This is a genomic window from Pseudomonas sp. SWRI99 (genome assembly GCF_014270125.1).
Classification (GTDB): Bacteria; Pseudomonadota; Gammaproteobacteria; order Pseudomonadales; family Pseudomonadaceae; genus Aquipseudomonas; species Aquipseudomonas hamedanensis.
In genome coordinates this window covers 39,341-60,487 of the sequence record NZ_JABWQR010000004.1, presented here as the reverse complement: position 1 = coordinate 60,487, position 21,147 = coordinate 39,341, and the positions used below count along the sequence as shown (strand labels likewise).

The window sequence follows — 21,147 nt, the reverse complement described above, 5'->3', positions numbered from 1 at the left end:
GTCACGCACGGCATCAGCCCTGCGTGACCAGGTCCGGGCAAAGAGCAATCAGATCGGGTTGAAACCCAAGGCGGCACGAAAGCGATTCTTGACGTAATGACCATCGCGCGGTGGCAGCACCCGTGGCGGGTTTTCCGCTTTGATCTTGATCGTCGCGAGCTTGACGCCATCGCGGGTCGCAAAGCGCTCGCGCAGATCATGTACGCCTTCCATGTCGCGGATTTCATCGGTCCAGCTGAAGCCGCAAGTCTTCGCCACCTGGTCCAGGGAAATACCGAAACCGGCGTGGCTGACTTGCATGCCGGTTTCACCAAAGTGACCGTTGTCCAACACCGCGATGGTCAGGTTGGCAGGCTTTTGCAGTGCTACCGTGGCCAGTGCGCCGAAGCCCATGAGCAACTCGCCGTCACCGGTGACCACCACCACCGACTTGTCTGGTTGCGCATTCGCCAGGCCCAGACCCACAGTGATCGCGCTACCCATGGCAGCCCACAGGTAGTAATTGAGATCATTGTCACCGGCAGCCATGACGTCGTAGGACGCCGAACCGAGACCCGTCACGACCAGCACGTCTTTGCGGTCGGCCAGCAAGGCCTTGACCACTTCGCGGCGGCACAGGGTGTGGTTTGCGCTTACTTGACCCATTTCTTTTCTCCAATCAGGCGCTGGCCGAGCAGCAGGGCAGTGGACGAATCACCGTTGAAGGCCATGGTCGCGGCGCCGTGCAGCAGCGGGGCGACATCTTCCGGGACGTCTGCACGCCAAGTCATGACCTTCATCAGATTCAGGGACGCTTCGGTGGCTTGGCCCATAGGGTTTTGCCACGCGTTGAATTCGGCCCAGTCGCCGCGCATGGTGACCACCATCAACAGCGGAAAGCCGGCGCAGACTTGGAGCGCGAGGGTGTTGATGCAGTTACCGACACCACTGGATTGCATCAGGAGTGCACCGCGCTCGCCGCCAAGCCATGCGCCAGCGAGGTAGCCGATGCCTTCCTCTTCGGTCGTAAGGACGACGGCCTTGATATCCGGGTCGGCATATGACATGCGGATCGCTGCCGAGTGGCCTGCATCCGGTACGAAGACCACGTGTTTGACGTCGTGGGCCTTGAGGACGCGGAACACGTCCTCCTGCCAATCCTGCCCTGCGGTTTGTTCAGCTTCTGTTGACATGCCTATCTCCCAAGCAGTGCTGCTTTTGTGTTTTCACACATTCTGGGAGCGTGGAAAGCGAACGACGACTACCGTTTTTGTCTATTAGATATGCCTCATCGCTATAGCTGGGCCTTGATTATGATTGGAATGCCGACATTCCATAACAAGGTTGGATAGCAGCACGGCGGATAGAAAACCGGCATATCAGCTATGCCTTTTCAGTGCGTACGGGGCAGTGAGCCGCTGGGGTAACGTGCTTCTGGTGTCTGTCTGATTTTTTTGCCGGTAGCGGCAACTCGTTCATCACTTGTTTATGCCTTGATCACCGGTATCCGCTGGAGGAATAAAATGACGATATTTAGTCTGGACTTGATAAGGGAGGCTGCAGGGCAGCTGTCTTCTCACATAATAAAGACGCCTTTGCTCAACTCGCCGGCCCTGGATTCCTTGGTCGGTGCAAATGTATACGTCAAAGCGGAATGTTTGCAAAAGACGGGAGCGTTCAAGATTCGTGGCGCACTGTTCAAGATGATGTCGCTCACACGTCAACAGAAAAAGAACGGAGTGATTACTTACTCCGCCGGCAACCATGGAAATGCAGTGTCCGCAGCGTCAAAAATGCTGGGTTGTTCAGCCGTTATCGTCATGCCAAGCGACGCCCCGAGAATAAAACAGGATAACTGCAGTTGGTGGGGAGCAGAAATAGTGTTGTATGACAAGCACACTCAAGATCGGGAGGCGGTAGCGGCAAAGCTCATCGAAGAGAGAGGCTTCACTTTTATTCCTCCTTTTGACGATCACTTTGTAATGGCTGGGCAGGGCACCATTGGAATCGAGATTTCCGATCAACTTACAGCGTTGGGTAAAGAGCCGGACTCCTTACTTTTAGGCTGTAGTGGTGGAGGCCTCGCTGCGGGTGTGATCACGGCCATCAATGCTCAGTATCCGATGACTCAATGCTATTTGACGGAAGCGCAAGGCTATGAAAAGTGGGCGTTGTCCTTTGAAAGTGGACGGGCTGAGAAGCTGAAAACCTTGTCGCCTACAATCATTGATGGCATTGCCGGCCCGTCTGTTGGATCCAAACCGTTTGAAGTGTTGAGAACAAAAAAACTGAACTGCACCGTTGCTACCGAACATGATGTATTTGTGGCAATGAGCGCGGCGTTCCGTCATCTGAAAGTGGTTGTAGAGCCAGGCGGTGCGGCTGCCCTTGGTGTCCTGATCCGAGAAAAGGAAAAGTTCCGTGGTCAGAATGTCGTCGTCGTATGTTCAGGAGGTAATGTCGATCCTGATGTGTTCACCAAGGCTCTAGGTCTTGGGTGGGCTGCTTCCACTGTATGTCAATAATTTTATAAAAAATCCCGGAGAATTAAATGGATGACGTGCTGCTTCGAATGAAAGAGTTGGGTCTGCAGTTGCCAGCGTTCAATGTAAAGGGTGGGAACTATAATCTGTTTACAGTGCAGGGGGATCTGCTCTTTGTATCAGGCCAAGTAAGTTTGAAGGACAATGTTTTGCACTACAAAGGGACCGTGGGCGTTGATCTTTCAATAGAAGAAGCTCAAGAGGCTGCGTCTATCTGCGCGCTGAACCTGCTTGCAATCGTCAATCTGGCTTGCCAAGGGGATTTTAGTACAGTGCGGGTTTTGAAAGTAAATGGATTTATAAAGTGCCTTCCAGACTTCGAACAGCAGGCCAAAGTGCTGGATGGTGCGTCCAATCTATTTGTCTCGGTTTTTGGCGAAGAACGCGGCAAGCATGCCCGTGCCGCGGTGGGTGTTGCGGCATTGCCCCGTGGTGCCCCTGTGGAGGTCGAAGCGGTATTTGCCTTGCGCTAGCGGCTCTATGTTGTGATCGCCGCCCTGTATCGGGCGGCTTGTTAGCAAGGGCTTAATGTTGCAGGATTTTGCCTAAAAACTGCTGCGCCCGTTCAGATCGCGCGCTGATGTTGCCGAAGAATTCCTCTTTGGGGCAGTCTTCGATGATCTGGCCTTGGTCCATGAAGATTACCCGGTTCGCCACTTTTCGGGCGAAACCCATTTCGTGCGTCACGCACATCATGGTCATGCCTTCCTGGGCCAACTGCACCATGACGTCCAATACTTCGTTAACCATTTCAGGGTCCAGTGCCGAGGTCGGTTCGTCGAACAACATGACGATTGGGTCCATCGCCAGTGCGCGGGCAATTGCCACACGCTGCTGCTGTCCACCGGATAACTGGCCAGGATACTTTTCAGCATGGGCGGCCAGCCCGACTCGATCAAGCAGTTGCAAGCCTTTCCTGATGGCTTCTTCCTTGCTGCGGCCCAGCACTTTGATTTGCGCGATAACCAGATTCTCGGTGATGGTCAGGTGTGGAAACAGTTCAAAGTGCTGGAACACCATGCCGACCCGCGAACGCAGCATTGGCAGATTGGTCTTCGAGCAGCTGATAGAAGTACCATCAACGGTAATATCACCTTTCTGAAAGGCTTCCAGCGCGTTAACGCATTTGATCAACGTGGACTTGCCTGACCCCGATGGGCCACAAACGACTACCACTTCACCTTGCTTGACCTCCGTGCTGCATTTGGTAAGCACCTGGAAGTTTCCATACCATTTGTCGACGTTTTTTATAGAGATCATACCGCGAACCTTTTTTGCAGACGCTTGACCAGCAGTGAGGTGGCAAAGCTGATAGTGAAATACACGAGGCCGGCAACGATCAGGAATTCATTGGCGCGGCCGATAATGTCGCCACTCGAACGAGAGGCATTGAGGAAGTCCACCAAGCCAACGGTGTAAACCAGCGAGGTGTCCTGAAACAGAATGATGCTTTGCTGCAACAGCAACGGGGTCATCTTACGGAACGCTTGCGGCAGGATAATAAGGCGCATGGTCTGGTCGTAACGCATGCCCAGTGCCTGAGCGGCGCTCATCTGGCCCTTTGGAATCGCCTGCACACCCGCGCGGACGATCTCGCAGAAATACGCGGCTTCGAACATCATGAAAGCCACGACACACGAGGTGAACGCACCGATCGGGGTGTCTTCGCCGGTAATCCAGCGCAGCGCGAACGGAACAGCCAGGTAAAACCACGTGATCACCAAGAGCAACGGGATTGAGCGGAAGTAGTCCACGTAGGTGCTGGCGATGCGCGACAACAATTTGCTGTGGGACAGGCGCATCAACGCCAGGATCGTACCGAGGATGATTCCGCCAGCAACGCCCATGGCCATTAACCGCAAGGTCATGACCATGCCGTTCCACAGACCGGGTAGGGAAGGCGTGATGCCGCTGAAATCGAGTTCCATCATTTGCCTCCTATCGAAATCAGCCCGGGCACGGCGACTTTCTTCTCGATTCTGCGCATCAAATGCATCAGGCCCATGTTCAGAATGAAATAGATCAGCGTCGCCAGGGTGAAGGCTTCAAATAGGCTGGCGGTGAATTCAGCTGTTTGTTTGGTTTGCGCCAGCAGTTCCATCAGGCCGATCAGGGACGCCACCGAAGAGTTCTTGAACACGGCCAGGAATTCGGTGGTCAGCGGTGGAATGATGACCCGGTAAGCCTGAGGCAGCAGCACGTTCCAATAGATCTGCGGCAGCTTGAAGCCCATCGCACGAGCAGCGGATTCTTGGCCCAGAGGCAGCGCCTGGATGCCGGTACGGACTTGTTCACAGACACGAGCAGCCGTGAAAAGACCGAGGCAGACGACGACACTCAGATAGGCCGAGGTGGTTGGGTTAAGGTCCTGTTTGTACCATTGCTGCAGGTGCTCAGGCAGTAAATCCGGTACTAGGAAATACCAGATAAACAGCTGTACCAGTAGCGGGACGTTGCGGAACACTTCTACATACAGGCTGGCAATACTCGACACGATTCTATTTGGCACGGTTCGCATAACACCGAGTACCGACCCCAAGAGCAGGGCTATCATCCAGGCGACTATTGCAATAGCTATGGTCCAGCCCAGGCCTGAAATAAACCAATCTAAATACGTTTCATGTCCCACTCCGGTGGACTTGAAGAATACGCCCCAATCCCAGTTGTAATTCATGGAAATGCCTTCCGAACAATAGTTACGTGCATGCAGCTGCCTCATGTCCGCGCGTGGCGGACATGAGCAGATCAGTGAATGGCTAAAGAGTTTTGGCAGGCGCCGGCTTGTCGACAGGGTTGGCAATGAGTTCTTTGAGCGCAGGGCTCATTGGGAAGTTAAGGTTCAGACCTTTTGGGGGAATGGGCTGATTAAACCACTTGTTGTAAATAACATTGATGTCGCCCGAGGCAAAAATAGCCTTGATAGCTCCATCCACTACTTTTTTGAACGGCTCATCGCCCTTGCGCATCATACAGCCGTATAGGTCCTGTGATTGGGCAGTGCCTGTTACTGCCCAATCATCCGGGTTCCTGGCTTTCGCCCGCTCACCGGCCAATAGGGCATCGTCCTGCATGAATGCAACGGCACGACCGGTCTCCAGCATTTGGAATGATTCACCAATGTCTTTCCCTGAGATGATGTTCATGCCCATCTGCTTGTCAGCATTCATCGCCCTGAGCAGCCGCTCGGAGGTACCGCCGGCCGTGGTGACCACGTTTTTGCCTTTGAGCTGGTCAAAGTCCTGATACTCCGAATCCTTCTTGGACAGCAGGCGGGTGCTTACTTCAAATATCCCTATAGAAAAGGCAACCTGTTGTGCGCGCTCAGCGTTGTTTGTCGTCGAGCCACATTCAAGGTCCACTGTGCCATTCTGAACCAACGGGATACGGTTCTGAGCGGTAATCAGGTTGTAATTCACTTTCAGGTTGGGGATGTCTAATTCTTTCTTGATGGACTCAATGATCTTAAGTTGGATGTCTTGGGAATAACCGACCGGCATCCCGGAGGCGTCCGCGATGTAGGAAAAAGGTATAGATGAGTCGCGGTGGCCAACGGTGATAGTGCCAGACTCTTTGATTTTTTTTAGCGTGCCGGTAAGTTCTGCGGCCATTAATGAAGGGCTGATGATTGTTACTGCAAATGCGATACTCAACATCGTCGGAAAGGCGCGCATCAAAAAATCCTCAAATTAGTTAAACGGGATCTGTTCGAACCATGCGTCAGAGAGTGCGGCGTTTGGATTCAGCCGGATTCCCTAATGTCGATTCTGTTTAATTTTTGGCAGGCTTTAATGATGTGAGCGAAACGCTGATTCAGGTCGCTGGGGTATTTACTCAACGTGGTCATCGCCGTGTCCTATTGTTTTTGTTTTGACATATGACGGATTCAGGCTACCACCGCCAGGCAGGACGTGACATGGGCCCTAAGGGATATCAGCTATAGCCATCCGCTATAGCTTGTAGCTGCGGGAACTGAAAAGTGAAACCTTGAATAGGCCGGCAAAAAAAAGCCCTCACATTGCACTGTCGTGGGCAGGCTGTGAGGGCAAAGGGAAGGGGACGTCAGGCGGACGGGACGATCAGGATTTGCGTTGCAGGGTGTGGTAACCCAACAGATCCCTGGCTTCTCTGAGGGACTTGCCCTCGGCGATCAGTTCACGAATACGGCTTTCCACGGTTTCAATCGAGCGGGCGCAGGCCGCCACCTCGCGGGCCCTGTTTCGGGGAACGACCACCACGCCGTTGGCGTCGGCGACTACGATGTCCCTGGCACAGACCCGGGCCTGGCCGATCGAGACCGGTTGATTGACCGCGGCGACTTCGACCCGATCCTTGCCGGTACGCATGAACCGGCCTTTGCTGAAGACCGGATACCCGTCGCCCAATGCCTTGCTGACGTCCCGGCACACGCCATCGATCACCGTCGCGGCGATGCGTTTACTTCCGGCATATTGGGTCATGATGTCGCCCCAGACCGTGCAGTCGGTGCGCCCGTCATTGTCGATGACCACGACATCGCCTTCGGCGACATCCTCGATGAAATCGCCGACCGTTCCCGGTGGGCTACTGGCGCTGACGTAGCGCACGGTGAATGCCGGGCCGATCACCACCTGACGGTAGTTATCCAGCGGCATGACCCCGAGGCATTGTCCGGGCAGATCGAGTTTGTCAAGGGCATCGGACACGCCGGGTGTATCCAGGCCTTCAAACAGGGCAACCAGTTCCTGGTCTTCGGGAGACATAAATAATTCCTCTTGTTCTTCAAATCAGCGCAGCTCAAGGCGCTGCGCACGGGTGGTTGGATGCGTCAATCGGTACGGGCGGCGGGCCTTGGCTCGGCGATGGTCAGCAGGATGATGAAGCTGATGAACGAGCCGATCGCCAACCAGGCGAACACATAGTTCCAACCATAGTTGTCCAGCAACAGGCCGGTAATGAATGGCGTCGCGGCCGCGCCCAGTTGCCCGATCATGTTCACCACGGCGTTGGAAATGGGGAACGTTTTCTTGGTGGTAAGCCCCATCGGATAAACCATGTAGGAGGAAAACCCGAGGCTGAGGACCACGCCGGTCAGCATCAGCAGCAGCCCATAGGGCAGGGGCTCGGCGGGGGAGTTGATCAGCAGGTACATCATGACCGAGGTGCCCAGCGCTGACAGGAGCATGCCGGGTTTGCGCCGACCGCCCATCAACCGGTCCGAGCAGAGGCCGCCGAGCAGGTTGCCCAGTACGGCGCCCACCCACGGCGCGGCCGACACCAGTCCCATGTTCATGATCGAGAACTGTTTGACGGTCATCAAGTAGGTCGGAATCCAGGCCAACAGCACGCTCGAGACACCGAGCTGGAAACAATAGCTGGTGGCGCAGCCCCAGATATTCCACGACTTGAACACCTGCCGGTTGGTTTCAAGGGCAACCACGTCACGGGTGCGAATGAACCGATCGAGTTTCTTGACCCACGCCGGCGGTTCCGGTGGACGCACGGCCTCGGCGGCCAGGGCAACGGGTTTGTCGTCGGCGATGTAATTGAGTTCGGCTTCGTTGACGAAGCGGCTGCGGGACGGATGGTCCGCCACCATGAAATACCAGACCACGGCGAGGACGATGCCCGGTATGGCGAAGAAGTAGAAAATCTCTCGCCAGCCCCAGACCGAAATGATCACCGCGCAAAGTGGCGGCACGATCACCGGGCCGAATTTTACGGCGGACAGGAAGATGCCCGACGCCGTGCCTTTTTCCCGCGGTGGGAACCAGTTGTTGATGGTGGTCGTCATGCTGATGGGCAATGGACCTTCGGCCAGGCCGAGGCCCAGGCGATACAGTTTCAACGCCAGCAACGAACCGGCGGTGCCGACCAGCCCGGTCATCACCGAGGTCAGGATCATCGCGCCTGGGAGAATCTTGCTGACGCCAAACCGTCCGAAGGCGAAACCGGAAGGAATCTGTGCCATGGCATAAGCCAGCAGGAACAGGCTCATCAAGCCACCTGCTTCGGCGTTGCTCATCTCGAACTCTTTACGGATGAACGGCAGCGCCACGCCGAGGTTGGCGCGGTCGGCGGCGGCAATGGTGTAGATCAGGAAAATCAGCGTGGCAACGACCCAGCGGTATCTGCTGCGCACGGCAGGCTTCAGGACTTCGGGCATGGAAATGGACATGGAAGTGGACCTTGTTTTTATCGGTTGTCTGGTCAAGCGGTTCTTGGTGCGGCTGGGGGCATCGCCAGCGCACCGGTAAACCGGGCGTCAGTTCGCCAGCCCGGCTTTTTCCAGCACCCTGTCCAACCAGGACTGATCGATCGCCCCAGTGGCGATTTCGGCTTTGACTTCCTGTTCATGGGCGTCGTGTTCGTGGGCCTTGCGCAGGAGCTCCTCGGCGACGTCTGGAGAAAACGCCACCAGGCCGTCTTCGTCGCCGACCAGGATGTCGCCGGGGTTGACGATCATTCCGCCGATCGACACCGGCACGTTGATCTCGCCCGGGCCGCTTTTGTAAGGGCCGCAATGCACCACGCTGCGCGCATAGCAGGGGGTGTCCTGGAAGCTCGCGACGTCGCGAATAGCACCGTCGACGACGAAGCCGACACAGCCGCGCTGCTGGGCGTAGAGCTTGATCAGCTCACCGATCACGGCGTTGGTGTCGTCTCCCTGAGCGTCGATCACCAGCACATGGCCCGGTTCGATCAGGGTCAATGCCTTGTAGATGTACAGGTTGTCGCCAGGGCGGGTTTTCACCGTCAGCGCGGTGCCCACCAGCTTGCCGGTGAGGTTGTAGCGCGTCAGGCCCCGGGCGCCGATGTGGCGTCCCAGGTTGTCGCTGATATGGGGCGTGACAACGGACCGGAAGGCATCCAGTAACGAGCCCGGAGCCTGGGGTGGAGAAGGGTGGATGCGTGAACCGGGCAATGACATGGCGACCTCACTTACGAATAACCCTGGCGGGCGATAAGCGCATCTTAAGAAAGGTCGCTGACTAGGATTAGCGATATTTATCTATGCAATCCCATCACTTTTTTTCTTCTTTCGGGTGTCGGATCACCAGACCATCTTGCTGAAATCACACAGCTCGGCGGCGAGGCGCGTAACTTCGACGCTCAGCCCTTGAAGCCGGTCGGCGCGGTGTGCGGCGATGTAGTGGATCGGCGGCAATGCGGGCTCGATTTCGATTACCTGAAGCCGTCCCTGATCGACCAGCGGCGAGAGGCATTGGCGCGGCAAATAGCTGATGCCGACGCCGGAGAGGGTCAGGCCCAACTGGGCGATCAGGTAGTTGCTCTTGAGGGTACGGTTCAGGCGCACGTCGTTCTGGGCAAGCCAGCGATCATAGATCAATCCCGTGCCGGAACTGCCGCCCTGGGTGAGCACGGTGTACGACGACAGGGTCTGCATGTTCACACTGGCGTCGCCCTGATGCAGCGAGGGCGCGCACATCCAGGCGTTCTCCACCGAGCTGAGGGCGGTGCTGACAAAACGTGCGTCGGCGAAAATGTCGGGCACGATAATCAAGTCGAGCTGATCGTTCTCCAGCTTGGCCACCAGTTCAGTGCTGAGCTCCACCGAAGGTTCCAGCACCACTTTCGGGTAGGCGCTGCGAATGGCTTCGATCAGCGCCGGCAACCAGGTGATGGCGGTCAGTTCGGTCACGCCGATACGAAAGCGCCTGACCAGCACTTCCTTGGCGCTGATGCGCTCAAGCAGAAAGTCGCGCTGGCGCAGGATCTGCGACGCTTCCTCGAACAGCTCGGCGCCTTTCTCGGTGAGCCGGGCGCTGCGCCTGGAACGGTCGAAGATGGGCATGTCGAACACCTCTTCCAGTTCCTGGATACGCTTGGAAATGGCCGACTGGGACATGTTCAGCTTCATGGCCGCCGACTCGAAATTGCCCAGTTCGACGATCCAATAAATGGCTTCCAGTTGTTTGAAGGTAATCATGCGCAGTCTGGCCTGGTGGAAGTGATTCGATGCTGATCTGCCGAGTCTGTTCGTCCGGCCCGGTCAGCGCAAGGCCTCGCAAAAACGCCGGATTGCCTCGCAGGCCTGGCGCAAGGAAGCATCATCCAGGGCGTAAGCAATACGAAGGTAAGGGCCGAGGCCGAACGCGCTGCCATGGACCACTGCCACGTTCGCTTCATCGAGCAAAGCGTGGGCGACGTCTTCATCGGTGAGCAACCGCCGCCCTGCAGGCGAGGTGCGACCCATCAGGCCGGCACAGGAGGCGAACGCATAAAACGCGCCGCCAGGGCTGGCGCATTCCAGGCCCGGGGTGGCATTGAGCAGCGCGACCATCATGTCACGACGCTCCTGGAACGCGGCGCGGCTTTGCTGAATGAAATCCTTCGGGCCGCTCAGCGCGGCCAGTGCCGCTTGCTGGGAAATGGAGCAGGCCCCCGAGGTTTGCTGGCCCTGGAGCTTCTCCATGGCTTGCAGCAGCCAGCGCGGCCCGGTGGCAAAACCGATGCGCCAGCCGGTCATGGCGTAGGCTTTGGAAACGCCGTTCATGGTCAGGGTTCGCGCGGCCAGTCGCGGTTCTACCGCCGCCAAAGTATGGAAGACCTGATCGTCGAAGATCAGGTGCTCATAGATGTCATCCGCCAGTATCAGTACGTGGGGATGGGCCAGTAGCACTTGCGCCAAGGCGAGCAACTCATCGCGGCTGTACACGGCCCCGGTCGGGTTGGACGGTGAATTGAGGAGCAGCCATCGCGTCTTCGGCGTGATCGCCTGGGCCAATGCCGCAGGCGTCATCTTGAAGCCGCTGTCGGCGTGGCAGGTCACGATCCGCGGCTCGCCACCGCACAACTGGACCATTTCGGGATAACTGACCCAATAGGGCGCCGGCACGATGACTTGATCGCCCTCGTCCAGCGTTGCGGCCAGCGCGTTGTAAATCACCTGCTTGCCGCCGTTGCAGACCAGGGTGTCTTGCCAGTCAACGTTCAGGCCGTTTTCGCGACGGAACTTGGCAGCCACCGCTTCACGCAGTGAGCGCACGCCGGCCACCTGGGTGTAGCGAGTGTGGCCTTGCTCAATTGCCCTGATCGCCGCTTCGCGAATGTGCCCTGGCGTATCGAAATCCGGCTCGCCGGCGCACAGGGAGATAATGTTCGCGCCTTGCGCCCGGCGCTCCGCCACCCGATCCATGATGCGGTAGGTCGCCGAAGGCTGGGCACTCGCCAGGCGTGGATTCAAGCGTTGGATATCGATGTTCACGTCGACGGCCTCGTTTGTGACATTCATCGTGCGTGCTCCACCTGGATGGCTTCGAACTGGCTGTCATGCATGACCTCGGCGACCGAGCGGCCGCCGCGGACGGCCTCGACCATACCGTCCTGCCGGCGGGCGATGCGTTCGCCCAGGTCTAGCACTTTTTCGATATGGGCCTGGGGCACGAAGACGGTCCCGCAACTGTCGGCGATGACAAAGTCGTCCTCGCTGACAGGCACGCCGGCGATGTCGAGGGTCACGGCCGAATCGATCTGGATAACCCGATTGCGCGCGCTGACCATGGTCACGCCCCGGCCATACACGGGATACCCAATCGTCGCGCTGCCGTCGATGTCACGGCTGTAGCCATCGATCACCGTGCCGCGTATCTGCTTGCCCACCGCCGCGTTGGCGAGGATGTCGCCCCAGCAGGACACGCCGTCGAGTCCGCCGGCGATCACCAGCACCCGATCATCGCTGTCGACCCGTTCGATAACCGGGGTGATCAGGTGCACCGTCGGGGCGTTGTCGGTCTTTGCCGCCAGTAGCACGGTACTGGCGCGGCCGACGATCTTCGGGCAGCTCCAGAGCGGGCGCAGCCCGACGGTGGCGCCGGGCAGACCAAGGAAGTCGAGTGCATCGGAGACCGTATTGGTGTCCAGCAATGCCAGGCGTTGGAGTAAATGAGCTTGATTCATGGAGGAGCCCCTTGTTAGCGAAGGCGTCCAGTGTCAGTGAGAGGGTTTGATAGGTATATTACGAATCACGGATGTATTACATACGTTGAACCTATGGAATTCCATGATCAATTTTCGCCTGATTCGTCATCTGTGGCTGTTTCTGGCGGTGGCCGAGGAACAGAATTTCGGCCGCGCCGCCAAACGCCTTGGCATGTCGCAGCCACCGTTGAGCGAGCAAATCCAGATCCTTGAACAAGCACTCAAAGTCACGCTGTTCGAACGTTCGCGCCGTGGTGCCCGGTTGACCCCGGTCGGCGCGGCGATTCTGCCAGCCGTGCGCAAATTTGCCGACCAACTGCAGCGTCTGGAGCTCGCGGTGGAAGAGGCGGTGGCGGGGCAGTCCGCAATGCTGACCATCGGCGCGATTTCCACGGCGATGTTCGATGTTCTGCCTGGCGTGATCGAGCAACTGAAAAACCAGTATCCGCAGCTCACCGTATCCGTTCGGGAAATCGACAGCGTCGAGGCGATTCCGGCGCTGGAAGCGGGAGACATCGATCTGGCCTTTGCTCGCCTCGACGGTGACTTTGGCGCGTCGATCCAATCATTTCCGTTAACGGAAGATCGCCTGATGGTCGCGCTGCCCGTCGATCATCCATTGGCATCACGCAAGCGAATCAGCCTGGCCAGCCTGGCTACCGAACCGTTAGTGATGTTTTCTCGCAAGGTCAGCCCGGTGTATTTCGACAGTCTGATCGCCACCTGCCGCGCCAGCGGATTTTCTCCGCGGGTCCTGCACGAAGTCCGTTCGGTGGCATCGCAAATCGCGTTCGTCAGTTGTGGCCAGGGTATTGCGTTGGTACCGGCGTCGCTAAAGAAACTGGCGCCCGGCAATGTGGTATTGCGCCCGCTGAGCCAGAAACTCAATGTCGTCACGACTGCCGTGGCCTGGAATACGCTGCGTCCGAATCCGCTGGTGGAAGCGTTGGTCAACCAGCTGAAAGCCAGGGGGTGATACGTTTGGCCTATGGAAGCTCTCCTGGATAAGGAAATCCAAGCGGGCTGCTAACTCTGGCGCTTCGCGCCTTGCTAGCAGCCATGCCTATCGTGCTGTTTAACTAGATTCTCGCCACGCGGCTCTTCGCGTAGCACCTCAAACCGGTGCGCTCTTCGATTTCGCCTGATCCGCTGATGTAGCCGTATCGCGACAGGTTCGGCATCAGCATTGCGGCAATGAAAGTGATCGTCACAACGGCGGCGACGTAGAAGAAGAAATAGTCTTCAATCCCTTGGGCGCGCAGCGACAGTGCCACGTATTCGGCGGTGCCGCCAAACGCCGCATTACCCACTGCATATGGAAACCCGACGCCTAGTGCGCGAACGGCGGGAGGGAACAGCTCTGCTTTGACGATACCGGCAATGGGTGTGTAAAGCGAAGCGATAGCCAGGCCGCCAAACACCAACAGAAACGCAGTGAATGGGCTGCTGACCGTTTTCAATGCATACAGCAGCGGGATGACGAACAGCAGGGCCAACCCCGAAAACATCAGCATATGCGCTTTGATGCCCACACGGTCTGCGAGGAGACCGAAAATCGGCTGGCAGAACATGAAGCCGACCAGCGCGGCGGTCATGATGAAACTCACCGTTTCAGGACTGAAGCCTGCCGAGATCACCAGAAATTTCTGCATGTACGTGGTGAAAGTATAGAAATACAGCGATCCACCAATCGTAAACGCCACCACCAACGCAACTGCGCGCTTGTGTTTGAACATACCGCGCAGCGAGCCAGCGTCCTTGTGCTTCATGTCTTTCTGGCTGGCGGTTTCATGCATGGCTCGACGCAGGTAGACCACAACGATCGAGCTCAGCGCACCAATGAAAAACGGAATGCGCCAGCCCCATTCGCGTAATTCATCCCCTGTGAGGGTTTGCTGGAGGATAACCACGGTCATCAGGGCCAGCAGTTGCCCGGCGATAATGGTGAAGTATTGAAAGGAACCATAAAAGCAGCGTCGGCCGGGTGTCGCAATCTCACTGATATAGGTGGCGCCAGTGCCGTACTCAGCCCCTACGGAAAGGCCCTGAATCAACCTGGCGATTACGAGCAGGATCGGGGCCGCAACCCCGATGGTCTCGTAGGTTGGCATGATCGCAATCAGCAATGAGCCCGCGCACATCATGAACACCGAGATTACCATTGATACTTTGCGTCCACGAGTGTCGGCAATCCAGCCAAAGATCCAGCCACCGAGCGGACGCATGAAAAAGCCGACCGCGAATACGCCTGCGGTAGCGAGCAGTTGACTGGTAGTGTTCCCTTTGGGAAAAAACGAAGCGGCGAAGTAAATGGCGGTGTAGGCGTAAATGAAAAAATCGTACCACTCCACGAGATTGCCGGAGCAGGCGCCCATGATCGCTTTGACGCGATTGGGTGCCTTGTCCTGATTGCTCGTGGTGGGTTGGTGTGTAGTTTCTGATTTTGTTATGGACATGATGTTCACCCTTTCTTCAAGGCGAGGCGATACGAGGAACGCGCTAATGCGTGTCCGACGTGGCTGGCTAGAGGGGTTGCTGGGCTTAACGAAGAGGCGTGATCCCGCTCACCGTCGGGTTTTCTGAAAGGATGGTGGCGGAGGGGGGCACGAGCGTGGCGAGCTGTACGTGGCCAGGGGAAATTGGATAGGTCAGGTAATAAAAAGCATCAAACATCATGGCGTGAGCCCTCGAATCTTATTCTTGTAGTGGGCCGAGCGCTCTCTGGCGCCGACGTTGACTGCACGCTACCGCAGAGTCAAAAGCGTAATAAGCCATCAGGCAGGCCTAACTGATATGCCTAAATTTTATAGCTTGGCGCGCAGCCCCGGCAGGCTGGGGCACACAGCCGGCGCGGAAGCCTTGAAGCCTCACGATTAGCGGTTTGCGTGGCATTCCAAGGTGCGCAAATGCGATTACACTCACAGAACTTTCGACGCATATCGCGCCGAGCTCGATGCTGACTGGCCTGGTAATGGATGTCGTTCAACTCAAAACCCTGATTCATGTGGCGGAGCTGGGCAGTCTCAGCAAAGCCTCCGATCGGCTACACATCGCACAACCGGCGCTCAGCCGACAAATTCGATTGTTGGAAAAAGAGCTCGGCACCTACCTGTTTGATCGACACGGGCGAGGCATGGAAATTACCGATGCCGGCCGCGAGGTATTGGCGCATGCCACGCGCATCATGGAAGAGATGGAGTCCATTCGAAGTTCAGTGGCCGGGGGGAAAACTTCTTTTCGAGGAACGGTCGTCATCGGTACGACGCCGACGGTAGCGGAAATTGCCACCGTCCCACTCGTACGCAAGATCAAAGAAATGCACCCCAATCTTGCTATCAGGTTTTCCTCGGCCTTCAGCGGCTACCTACTGGATTGGGTGCAGCGTGGCGAGTTGGAACTGGCGATTTCTTACGATCCTCAACCCCTGCATACGCTGCGTATCGTACCGGTGATGATGGAAAATCTGCTATTGGTAGGTCCCGCCAGCGCCAACCTGCGGCTTGATACGCCGGTTTCTTTCGAGTCGTTGGCTGAACAGCAATTGGTATTGCCAAGCGCTCGACACAGCCTTCGCGTGATTCTGGATGATTGTGCACGTGAAGTCGGGATCAAGCTCAAGACTAGCGTTGAAGCTGATTCCTTCGGTGCGATGATCGCCTTGGTCTGCAATGGCTTCGGTTTGACCGCTTTACCTTTGGCTTCGATTTACACGCAAATCGAATCTGGCGTGCTAAGTGCTGCGCCCTTGGTCGATCCCGTTCCGATGCGCAAATTGGTTCAGGTATTTCCCGCAGATAGACGGGTCAGTCCGGCCGCAAAATTCGTCGGCGATGCCTTCATCGAGATTGCTGCCGATCTGGTCGATCGCAAGATTTGGGCTGGACACATGCTTTGAACCCCCGGCCAATCTGTTCCCGTTGGGCCCTGGTTCCCAATTGCTCTCGACTTCCGCTTTCTTCTCACCGCTGATGACACTGTCTTGAACTATCAAACGCGACTGCCTGGCGTCTTGGGCATTTTTATATTGGGTATGCTGCAAGTTCTGGTCTGGGGAGGCTCATTCTTTCTGATGGCCGTCATGGCCGATCCGATCATGAAGGAGACTGGCTGGCCCAGCCAATGGGTATATGGCGCGCTGTCCCTGAGTATTCTGGTTTCCGCTATGTTGGCGCCATTGACCAGCCGACTTATCGCCCGGTACGGCGGTCGTGCCATCTTGGCCAGTAGCGGCCTGGGCGTCGCCATTGGCCTGTTTCTGATGGCCATCTCGGCCTCGATACCCATGTTTCTTTTGTCTTGGGCAGTCATTGGCATCGGTATGGCGCTGGGGCTGTATGAGGCGCTTTTCGCCGCTTTAGGTTCTCTCTACGGGGAGCGGGCGGGCAATGCGATTACCGGGATTACGCTTATTTCTGGATTTGCGACCACACTGTCGTGGCCAGCTGTTGCATGGGTCATCGAGCATGTTGGTTGGCGCACGACGTGCGTGGCCTACGGGGTGTTATTGGTCATTGTTGTGGCACCGCTTTATCTGTGGGTATTGGCGCGTGGCGCGGGGCCGCTTGCGAAAAGCCAAACAAAGAATGATGAAAATCCACCAATTGACCGGCGGATCTATCTATTGCTCACGCTGATCTTTGCGTTGGGCGCTGTAATCATGACTGCGATGTCGGTTCAATTGATTTCATTGTTGCAGGGGCAGGGTTATTCGCTAGCCGCCGCCATCGGACTAAGTGCCTTGCTGGGACCGAGCCAGGTAGGCGCACGTCTTCTACAAGTGTTCTCGCGAAAACGACACCCTATTCTGACGACCTTGATATCGGTGGTATTCGTGGCAATCGGTCTGCTGTTTGTAACCGTCTCGCCGGGAATGACTGCACTGGGGCTGGTGATCTACGGTGCGGGCAATGGCTTGCGCGCGATCGTTCGAGGCCTGCTGCCACTGGCCCTGATGTCGCCTACCCAATATGTTTTACTGATGGGCCGTATGGCTCGGCCTTCGCTCATCGGCCAAGCAATGACCCCTCTTGCGGGCGGTTACCTGTTGCAGACCTGGGGCTCTGGCGGCGTGCTTGCGGGTTTGAGTTCGTTGGCAGTGCTCAATGTGATTCTGGTCTTTTTGCTCATTCGGGTGATATGAATCGGTACCTTGCGTTTCCGACGACGCCTATAGACTCGCGGCGTCCCCGAAGAACATTTTTGACTCGGCTCTGGCACGGCAGTTACAGCCTTAAAAAATAGAATTGTGCCCCGATCCCGATGCTGCTTGGCTTCTTGCTTGTCGATAGCTTGTATTTTGCGGCCAACGCTCCGAAGATTTTCCAGGGAGGTGCATTCCCGGTCATTGCCGGGGTCGCTCTGTTCATCCTGATGACCACGTGGAAGCGGGGCCGAAAAATCATTGTTGAGCGGCTGGATGAAACCGCACTCCCGTTGCCCTTGTTTATCAGCAGCATTCGCTCGCAGCCTCCACATCGTGTGCAAGGAACAGCAGTCTTTCTGACGGCGAGGGCTGATGCGGTACCTCATGCGCTGTTGCACAATTTGCTGCATAACCAAGTCTTGCATGAGCAAGTGGTGCTCCTCACCGTTGTGTCTGAAGACAGCCCGCGCGTACGCCCTGAGCGTAGGTTCGAGGTAGAGGCGTATGGGGAAGGTTTTTTCCGAGTGAGCCTTCACTTCGGCTTTATGGAAGAAGCCGACGTTCCTCTTGCATTGAGTCTTTGCCACCTGGCTGACCTTGATTTCAGTCCAATGCGCACAACGTACTTCTTGAGCCGAGAGACCGTTATTCCGACTAAACGAATCGGCATGGCGCGGTGGCGAGAGAGTCTTTTTGCCTTCCTGCTGAAGAACGCGAACAGCAATCTCAAATATTTCAAATTGCCCATCAACAGGGTGATCGAACTGGGCACACAAGTAGAAATGTAAAAGCCAGCCTGGAGCCGCATGTGCCATTTAAAAAAAATGACGCGGCTCTGGTGCGGGAAGCGGCTCCTCACGACTTGTTCGTATGGATGCGGCCGGCGCCTGTTTTTGATGGAGACTTTGGCTTGCCGCATCTGAATAGGGAGCGATGGTCAAGAAAACTGATCACGCTACCTACCGCCGCAATCGCAACCCGCATCAACATACCGATATCCGAAGATTGCATCGTTTGCTCCTGAACAAATGCACATTAATGAACAGCGACTTCGTCAGGCCATTCGCCGCAATGCGAAAACCATTCCCGCGCCCACGAATCCCATGCATGCGATCAGCGCGGGAAAAGAGACCCACCAAGGAATGCCGGACGTCGCCATGCTGAATTCCGACATCCCACCAATGCCGGCGATGAGGTTCAACGGAAGGAACACAACATTGATGAGCGTGAGCTTGCGCAAGGCCCGATTCATGCTGTTGTTGGCAAGATTGCCATGCGACTCGATCAGGTTGGCGAACACCTTCGCGTGAATTTTGGCCTGCTGATAGCTTTGTTCGTTTTCCACAATCAGGTCGTTTAACGAATCCAGTTGGCTGTCACTGAAGCCTTGTCGCTGGCCGTGGTTTCTCAGCAGGGTCAGAACGGCTCCGTTACTCTGAATCGCATTCACGTAGTACACGAGGCTTTCGCTCAGGTTGTACATCTGCGCCAGTTGCTGGTTGTCCATTGCCCGGGTGAACTGATGTTGAATCTCCCGGGCAATCTGTTTGACCACGCGCAAATGACCCAGGTAGTGATGAACGCTTTCAGCGAGCAACGCCATCAGCACGTCCAGCGGCCCAGTCATTTGCCGATCGTGCTCAAGGCTGGAGAGCAGCGAGTTGCTCGCGCAAATCACCACCAGCCGCTTCTCACTCAACACCACGCCGAACGAAGAGACGTTGAATGCTCGCCCATCAAAGCTTTCCGGGCGCTTCCAGATCAGGAACAGGTGATCTGGTTTGATTTCGATTCGAGCCACCTCATCAGGATCCAGGGACGATTCGATCGCTTGAGCGCCAATGCCCACGCATCTCTGTAACTCGGATTGCTCGGCTGCGTCCGGGGCGACAGACAGCCAAATGTTCGCACCCTCTTTTGAGGCGCAGCGCAGGGAGCCAGACTGGATAGCGTAACCTTCAATCATCGGTCACCACGCCTGGCCACGGTGTTTCAGTTCCAGCCTTTGCGTGAAGGCCTGGAGTACACGCAGATAGAGTTCGTTTCCAAGCACTGCGTCCTCGATGCCGGCGTCCAGGTTAGGGTTGTCGTTCACTTCGATTACCAGTACCCGATCACCCGCCTGCTTGAGGTCTACGCCGTAGAGGCCATCCCCGATGAGGCGGGCCGTTTGTACGGCAAGCAGGACGACTTCGGGCGGGGCTTGATCCACGGGCACCGCCTCGCACATCCCGTTGATTTCCCCAGGAACTGCCTTGTGGTTGTAAATCTGCCAATGCCCTTTGGACATGAAGTATCTACATGCGTAAAGCGCCTCGCCGTTGAGCACACCGACGCGCCAATCGTATTCGGTGTAGCAATATTCCTGGGCAAGCAGCAGCACGGAGTGCTCGAACAACTCCTGGGCAGCAGTGGCCAATGCTTGCGCGTCGATGACTTTGATGACGCCTCGTGAGAAACAACCATCGGGAATCTTCAGCACCAAAGGGAAACCCAGACGACGCCCGACATTCTCAAGCTCCTGGGGACGATCCTTGTAGAGTATCTCCGTCGCTGGCATGCCCAGACCTCGACGCTTCAGCAAGTCGGCCAGGTAAACCTTGTTGGTGCATCGCAGAATTGACGACGGATCGTCAATGACCACGAGTCCTTCGCTTTCAGCCTTCTTCGCAAACCGATAGGTGTGATCATCCACTCGTGTCGTTTCGCGGATGAACAGCGCGTCGAATTCAGCGAGGCGCGCATAGTCCTTTTTCTCGATCAGCTCGACATCGATACCCAGTTGTTTGCCGGCGTCGATGAAGCGCTCCAATGCCATCGGATTGGAAGGTGGTAACGCCTCAGCAGGATCATGCAGGATGGCCAGGTCGTATCGGGCAACGCGTTTGGATGCAGGCTGTCGCCAAGTCCTGCGGTTGAAGGCATCCAGCGCGTCAGCGAAGACATGCTGTTGTTCGTCCCGAAGCTTGTGCAGCGCCCCGGCTTTGATACCTGCGATCTGCCACGTCTCACCCCTGCGAAATTCCACCAGCAGGATGGGGCAGGGGAAGGCCTCGAACAGTTGGCGACCGATCTCTTGCAGCGGTTCAATCGACGCCTTGCCGAAGTACAACGAGAGCGTGAAGGCTTCGGTTTCGCCGTAGGGATGGTTTGCCAGCGCTCCCTCCAGGGTACGCTCAAGATCATTCAGCCCGACGCCGTAAAGCGCTTTGCGTGCCAACTCGCTGACGGTGCGTACCGAGGGGAAAACCTTGTGCCCGCGGGCCTCGGCCAGCAATGAGCAGTAGTAACCCTGGCCGAGGTATTTGTAATTGCGGCAGAGGTTGATGACTTGGGTACGGTGAGGAAAATCATCACTGTGTTCAAGGTAGTCCTGAGCGAGCATCAGGCTCTCGCTGGGTAAGTAATCGGCCCAGTCGTCCTTACGCTCGACGAGGATCAGCAGTCGACTCCCTGAGTGTTTGAGACTGGGAGGTTCCTCGCTGAGGGAGATTGTCGAATGCTCGGTTTTGTCTAATACTTCGTTCACGTTGGCTTGCACCGCTGACATGAGTAATGGATCCC

At 56.7% G+C, this 21,147-nt stretch carries 20 protein-coding genes and 1 pseudogene; 6 read left to right on the top strand and 15 right to left on the bottom strand.

Features of this window, described 5'->3' with window-relative positions:
- Positions 1-48: 48 nt before the first annotated feature.
- Positions 49-645: a thiamine pyrophosphate-dependent enzyme gene (locus tag HU743_RS04500; protein WP_008146637.1), complete on the bottom strand. Its 597-nt coding sequence runs from the start codon at positions 643-645 to the stop codon at positions 49-51.
- Positions 633-1,172 (bottom strand): thiamine pyrophosphate-binding protein, encoded by a 540-nt coding sequence (locus HU743_RS04495; RefSeq protein ID WP_053128405.1) that lies wholly within the window; start codon positions 1,170-1,172, stop codon positions 633-635. Before HU743_RS04495 ends, HU743_RS04500 begins: the two co-directional genes overlap by 13 nt.
- Positions 1,173-1,502: 330 nt before the next feature.
- On the opposite strand from HU743_RS04495, the gene HU743_RS04490 reads away from it, so the two are divergent.
- Positions 1,503-2,504, top strand: a complete 1,002-nt coding sequence (locus HU743_RS04490; protein ID WP_186647166.1) for a threonine/serine dehydratase — start codon at positions 1,503-1,505, stop codon at positions 2,502-2,504.
- A 26-nt stretch (positions 2,505-2,530) separates the two neighbouring features.
- Entirely contained in the window at positions 2,531-2,995 is a 465-nt protein-coding gene (locus tag HU743_RS04485) for a RidA family protein (protein WP_186647164.1), read from the top strand.
- 52 nt (positions 2,996-3,047) lie between these two features.
- Here the strand turns inward: HU743_RS04485 and HU743_RS04480 are convergent, their stop codons facing one another.
- The 10 genes from HU743_RS04480 to HU743_RS04435 all read right to left on the bottom strand — a co-directional run bounded on the left by HU743_RS04480 (position 3,048) and on the right by HU743_RS04435 (position 12,419).
- Positions 3,048-3,782, bottom strand: coding sequence for an amino acid ABC transporter ATP-binding protein (locus HU743_RS04480; protein ID WP_186647162.1), 735 nt, complete (start codon positions 3,780-3,782; stop codon positions 3,048-3,050).
- On the bottom strand, positions 3,779-4,450 hold the full coding sequence (locus tag HU743_RS04475; RefSeq protein ID WP_186647160.1) for an amino acid ABC transporter permease: 672 nt from the start codon (positions 4,448-4,450) through the stop codon (positions 3,779-3,781). Before HU743_RS04475 ends, HU743_RS04480 begins: the two co-directional genes overlap by 4 nt.
- Entirely contained in the window at positions 4,450-5,196 is a 747-nt protein-coding gene (locus HU743_RS04470; RefSeq protein WP_186647158.1) for an amino acid ABC transporter permease, read from the bottom strand. The genes HU743_RS04475 and HU743_RS04470 overlap by 1 nt, the downstream gene beginning before the upstream one ends.
- A gap of 82 nt (positions 5,197-5,278) precedes the next feature.
- A complete protein-coding gene (locus tag HU743_RS04465; protein WP_186647156.1) occupies positions 5,279-6,193 on the bottom strand; it encodes a glutamate/aspartate ABC transporter substrate-binding protein in 915 nt (304 codons plus the stop codon).
- A gap of 405 nt (positions 6,194-6,598) precedes the next feature.
- Positions 6,599-7,261, bottom strand: coding sequence for an RraA family protein (locus HU743_RS04460; RefSeq protein ID WP_186647154.1), 663 nt, complete (start codon positions 7,259-7,261; stop codon positions 6,599-6,601).
- Between the two features lie 65 nt (positions 7,262-7,326).
- Positions 7,327-8,676: an MFS transporter gene (locus tag HU743_RS04455; protein WP_238351688.1), complete on the bottom strand. Its 1,350-nt coding sequence runs from the start codon at positions 8,674-8,676 to the stop codon at positions 7,327-7,329.
- An 87-nt stretch (positions 8,677-8,763) separates the two neighbouring features.
- Positions 8,764-9,429, bottom strand: a complete 666-nt coding sequence (locus HU743_RS04450) for an RraA family protein (RefSeq protein WP_186647152.1) — start codon at positions 9,427-9,429, stop codon at positions 8,764-8,766.
- A gap of 123 nt (positions 9,430-9,552) precedes the next feature.
- Positions 9,553-10,449 carry a LysR family transcriptional regulator gene (locus tag HU743_RS04445; RefSeq protein WP_186647150.1) on the bottom strand — a complete coding sequence of 299 codons (897 nt, stop codon included), beginning with the start codon at positions 10,447-10,449 and terminating at the stop codon, positions 9,553-9,555.
- A gap of 63 nt (positions 10,450-10,512) precedes the next feature.
- Complete coding sequence (locus HU743_RS04440; protein WP_186647418.1) at positions 10,513-11,727, bottom strand: aminotransferase class I/II-fold pyridoxal phosphate-dependent enzyme; 1,215 nt, start codon at positions 11,725-11,727, stop codon at positions 10,513-10,515.
- A gap of 23 nt (positions 11,728-11,750) precedes the next feature.
- Positions 11,751-12,419 (bottom strand): RraA family protein, encoded by a 669-nt coding sequence (locus HU743_RS04435; protein WP_186647149.1) that lies wholly within the window; start codon positions 12,417-12,419, stop codon positions 11,751-11,753.
- A gap of 103 nt (positions 12,420-12,522) precedes the next feature.
- On the opposite strand from HU743_RS04435, the gene HU743_RS04430 reads away from it, so the two are divergent.
- Entirely contained in the window at positions 12,523-13,416 is an 894-nt protein-coding gene (locus tag HU743_RS04430; protein ID WP_186647148.1) for a LysR family transcriptional regulator, read from the top strand.
- A 103-nt stretch (positions 13,417-13,519) separates the two neighbouring features.
- Here the strand turns inward: HU743_RS04430 and HU743_RS04425 are convergent, their stop codons facing one another.
- Positions 13,520-14,896, bottom strand: a complete 1,377-nt coding sequence (locus HU743_RS04425) for an MFS family transporter (RefSeq protein WP_186647147.1) — start codon at positions 14,894-14,896, stop codon at positions 13,520-13,522.
- 497 nt (positions 14,897-15,393) lie between these two features.
- On the opposite strand from HU743_RS04425, the gene HU743_RS04420 reads away from it, so the two are divergent.
- From HU743_RS04420 to HU743_RS04410, 3 genes and pseudogenes are all read left to right on the top strand, one after another.
- Positions 15,394-16,335 (top strand): LysR substrate-binding domain-containing protein, encoded by a 942-nt coding sequence (locus HU743_RS04420; RefSeq protein ID WP_186647146.1) that lies wholly within the window; start codon positions 15,394-15,396, stop codon positions 16,333-16,335.
- 135 nt (positions 16,336-16,470) lie between these two features.
- Positions 16,471-17,580, top strand: a complete 1,110-nt coding sequence (locus HU743_RS04415) for an MFS transporter (protein WP_186647416.1) — start codon at positions 16,471-16,473, stop codon at positions 17,578-17,580.
- Positions 17,581-17,693: 113 nt separating this feature from the next.
- A pseudogene (locus tag HU743_RS04410) lies at positions 17,694-18,371 on the top strand (KUP/HAK/KT family potassium transporter); the annotation flags it as partial.
- A 266-nt stretch (positions 18,372-18,637) separates the two neighbouring features.
- Here HU743_RS04410 and HU743_RS04405 read toward each other — a convergent pair.
- Both HU743_RS04405 and HU743_RS04400 read right to left on the bottom strand, forming a co-directional pair.
- Complete coding sequence (locus tag HU743_RS04405) at positions 18,638-19,549, bottom strand: magnesium transporter CorA family protein (protein WP_186647145.1); 912 nt, start codon at positions 19,547-19,549, stop codon at positions 18,638-18,640.
- A gap of 3 nt (positions 19,550-19,552) precedes the next feature.
- Positions 19,553-21,133, bottom strand: coding sequence for a RimK family protein (locus HU743_RS04400; RefSeq protein WP_186647144.1), 1,581 nt, complete (start codon positions 21,131-21,133; stop codon positions 19,553-19,555).
- Positions 21,134-21,147 lie beyond the last annotated feature (14 nt).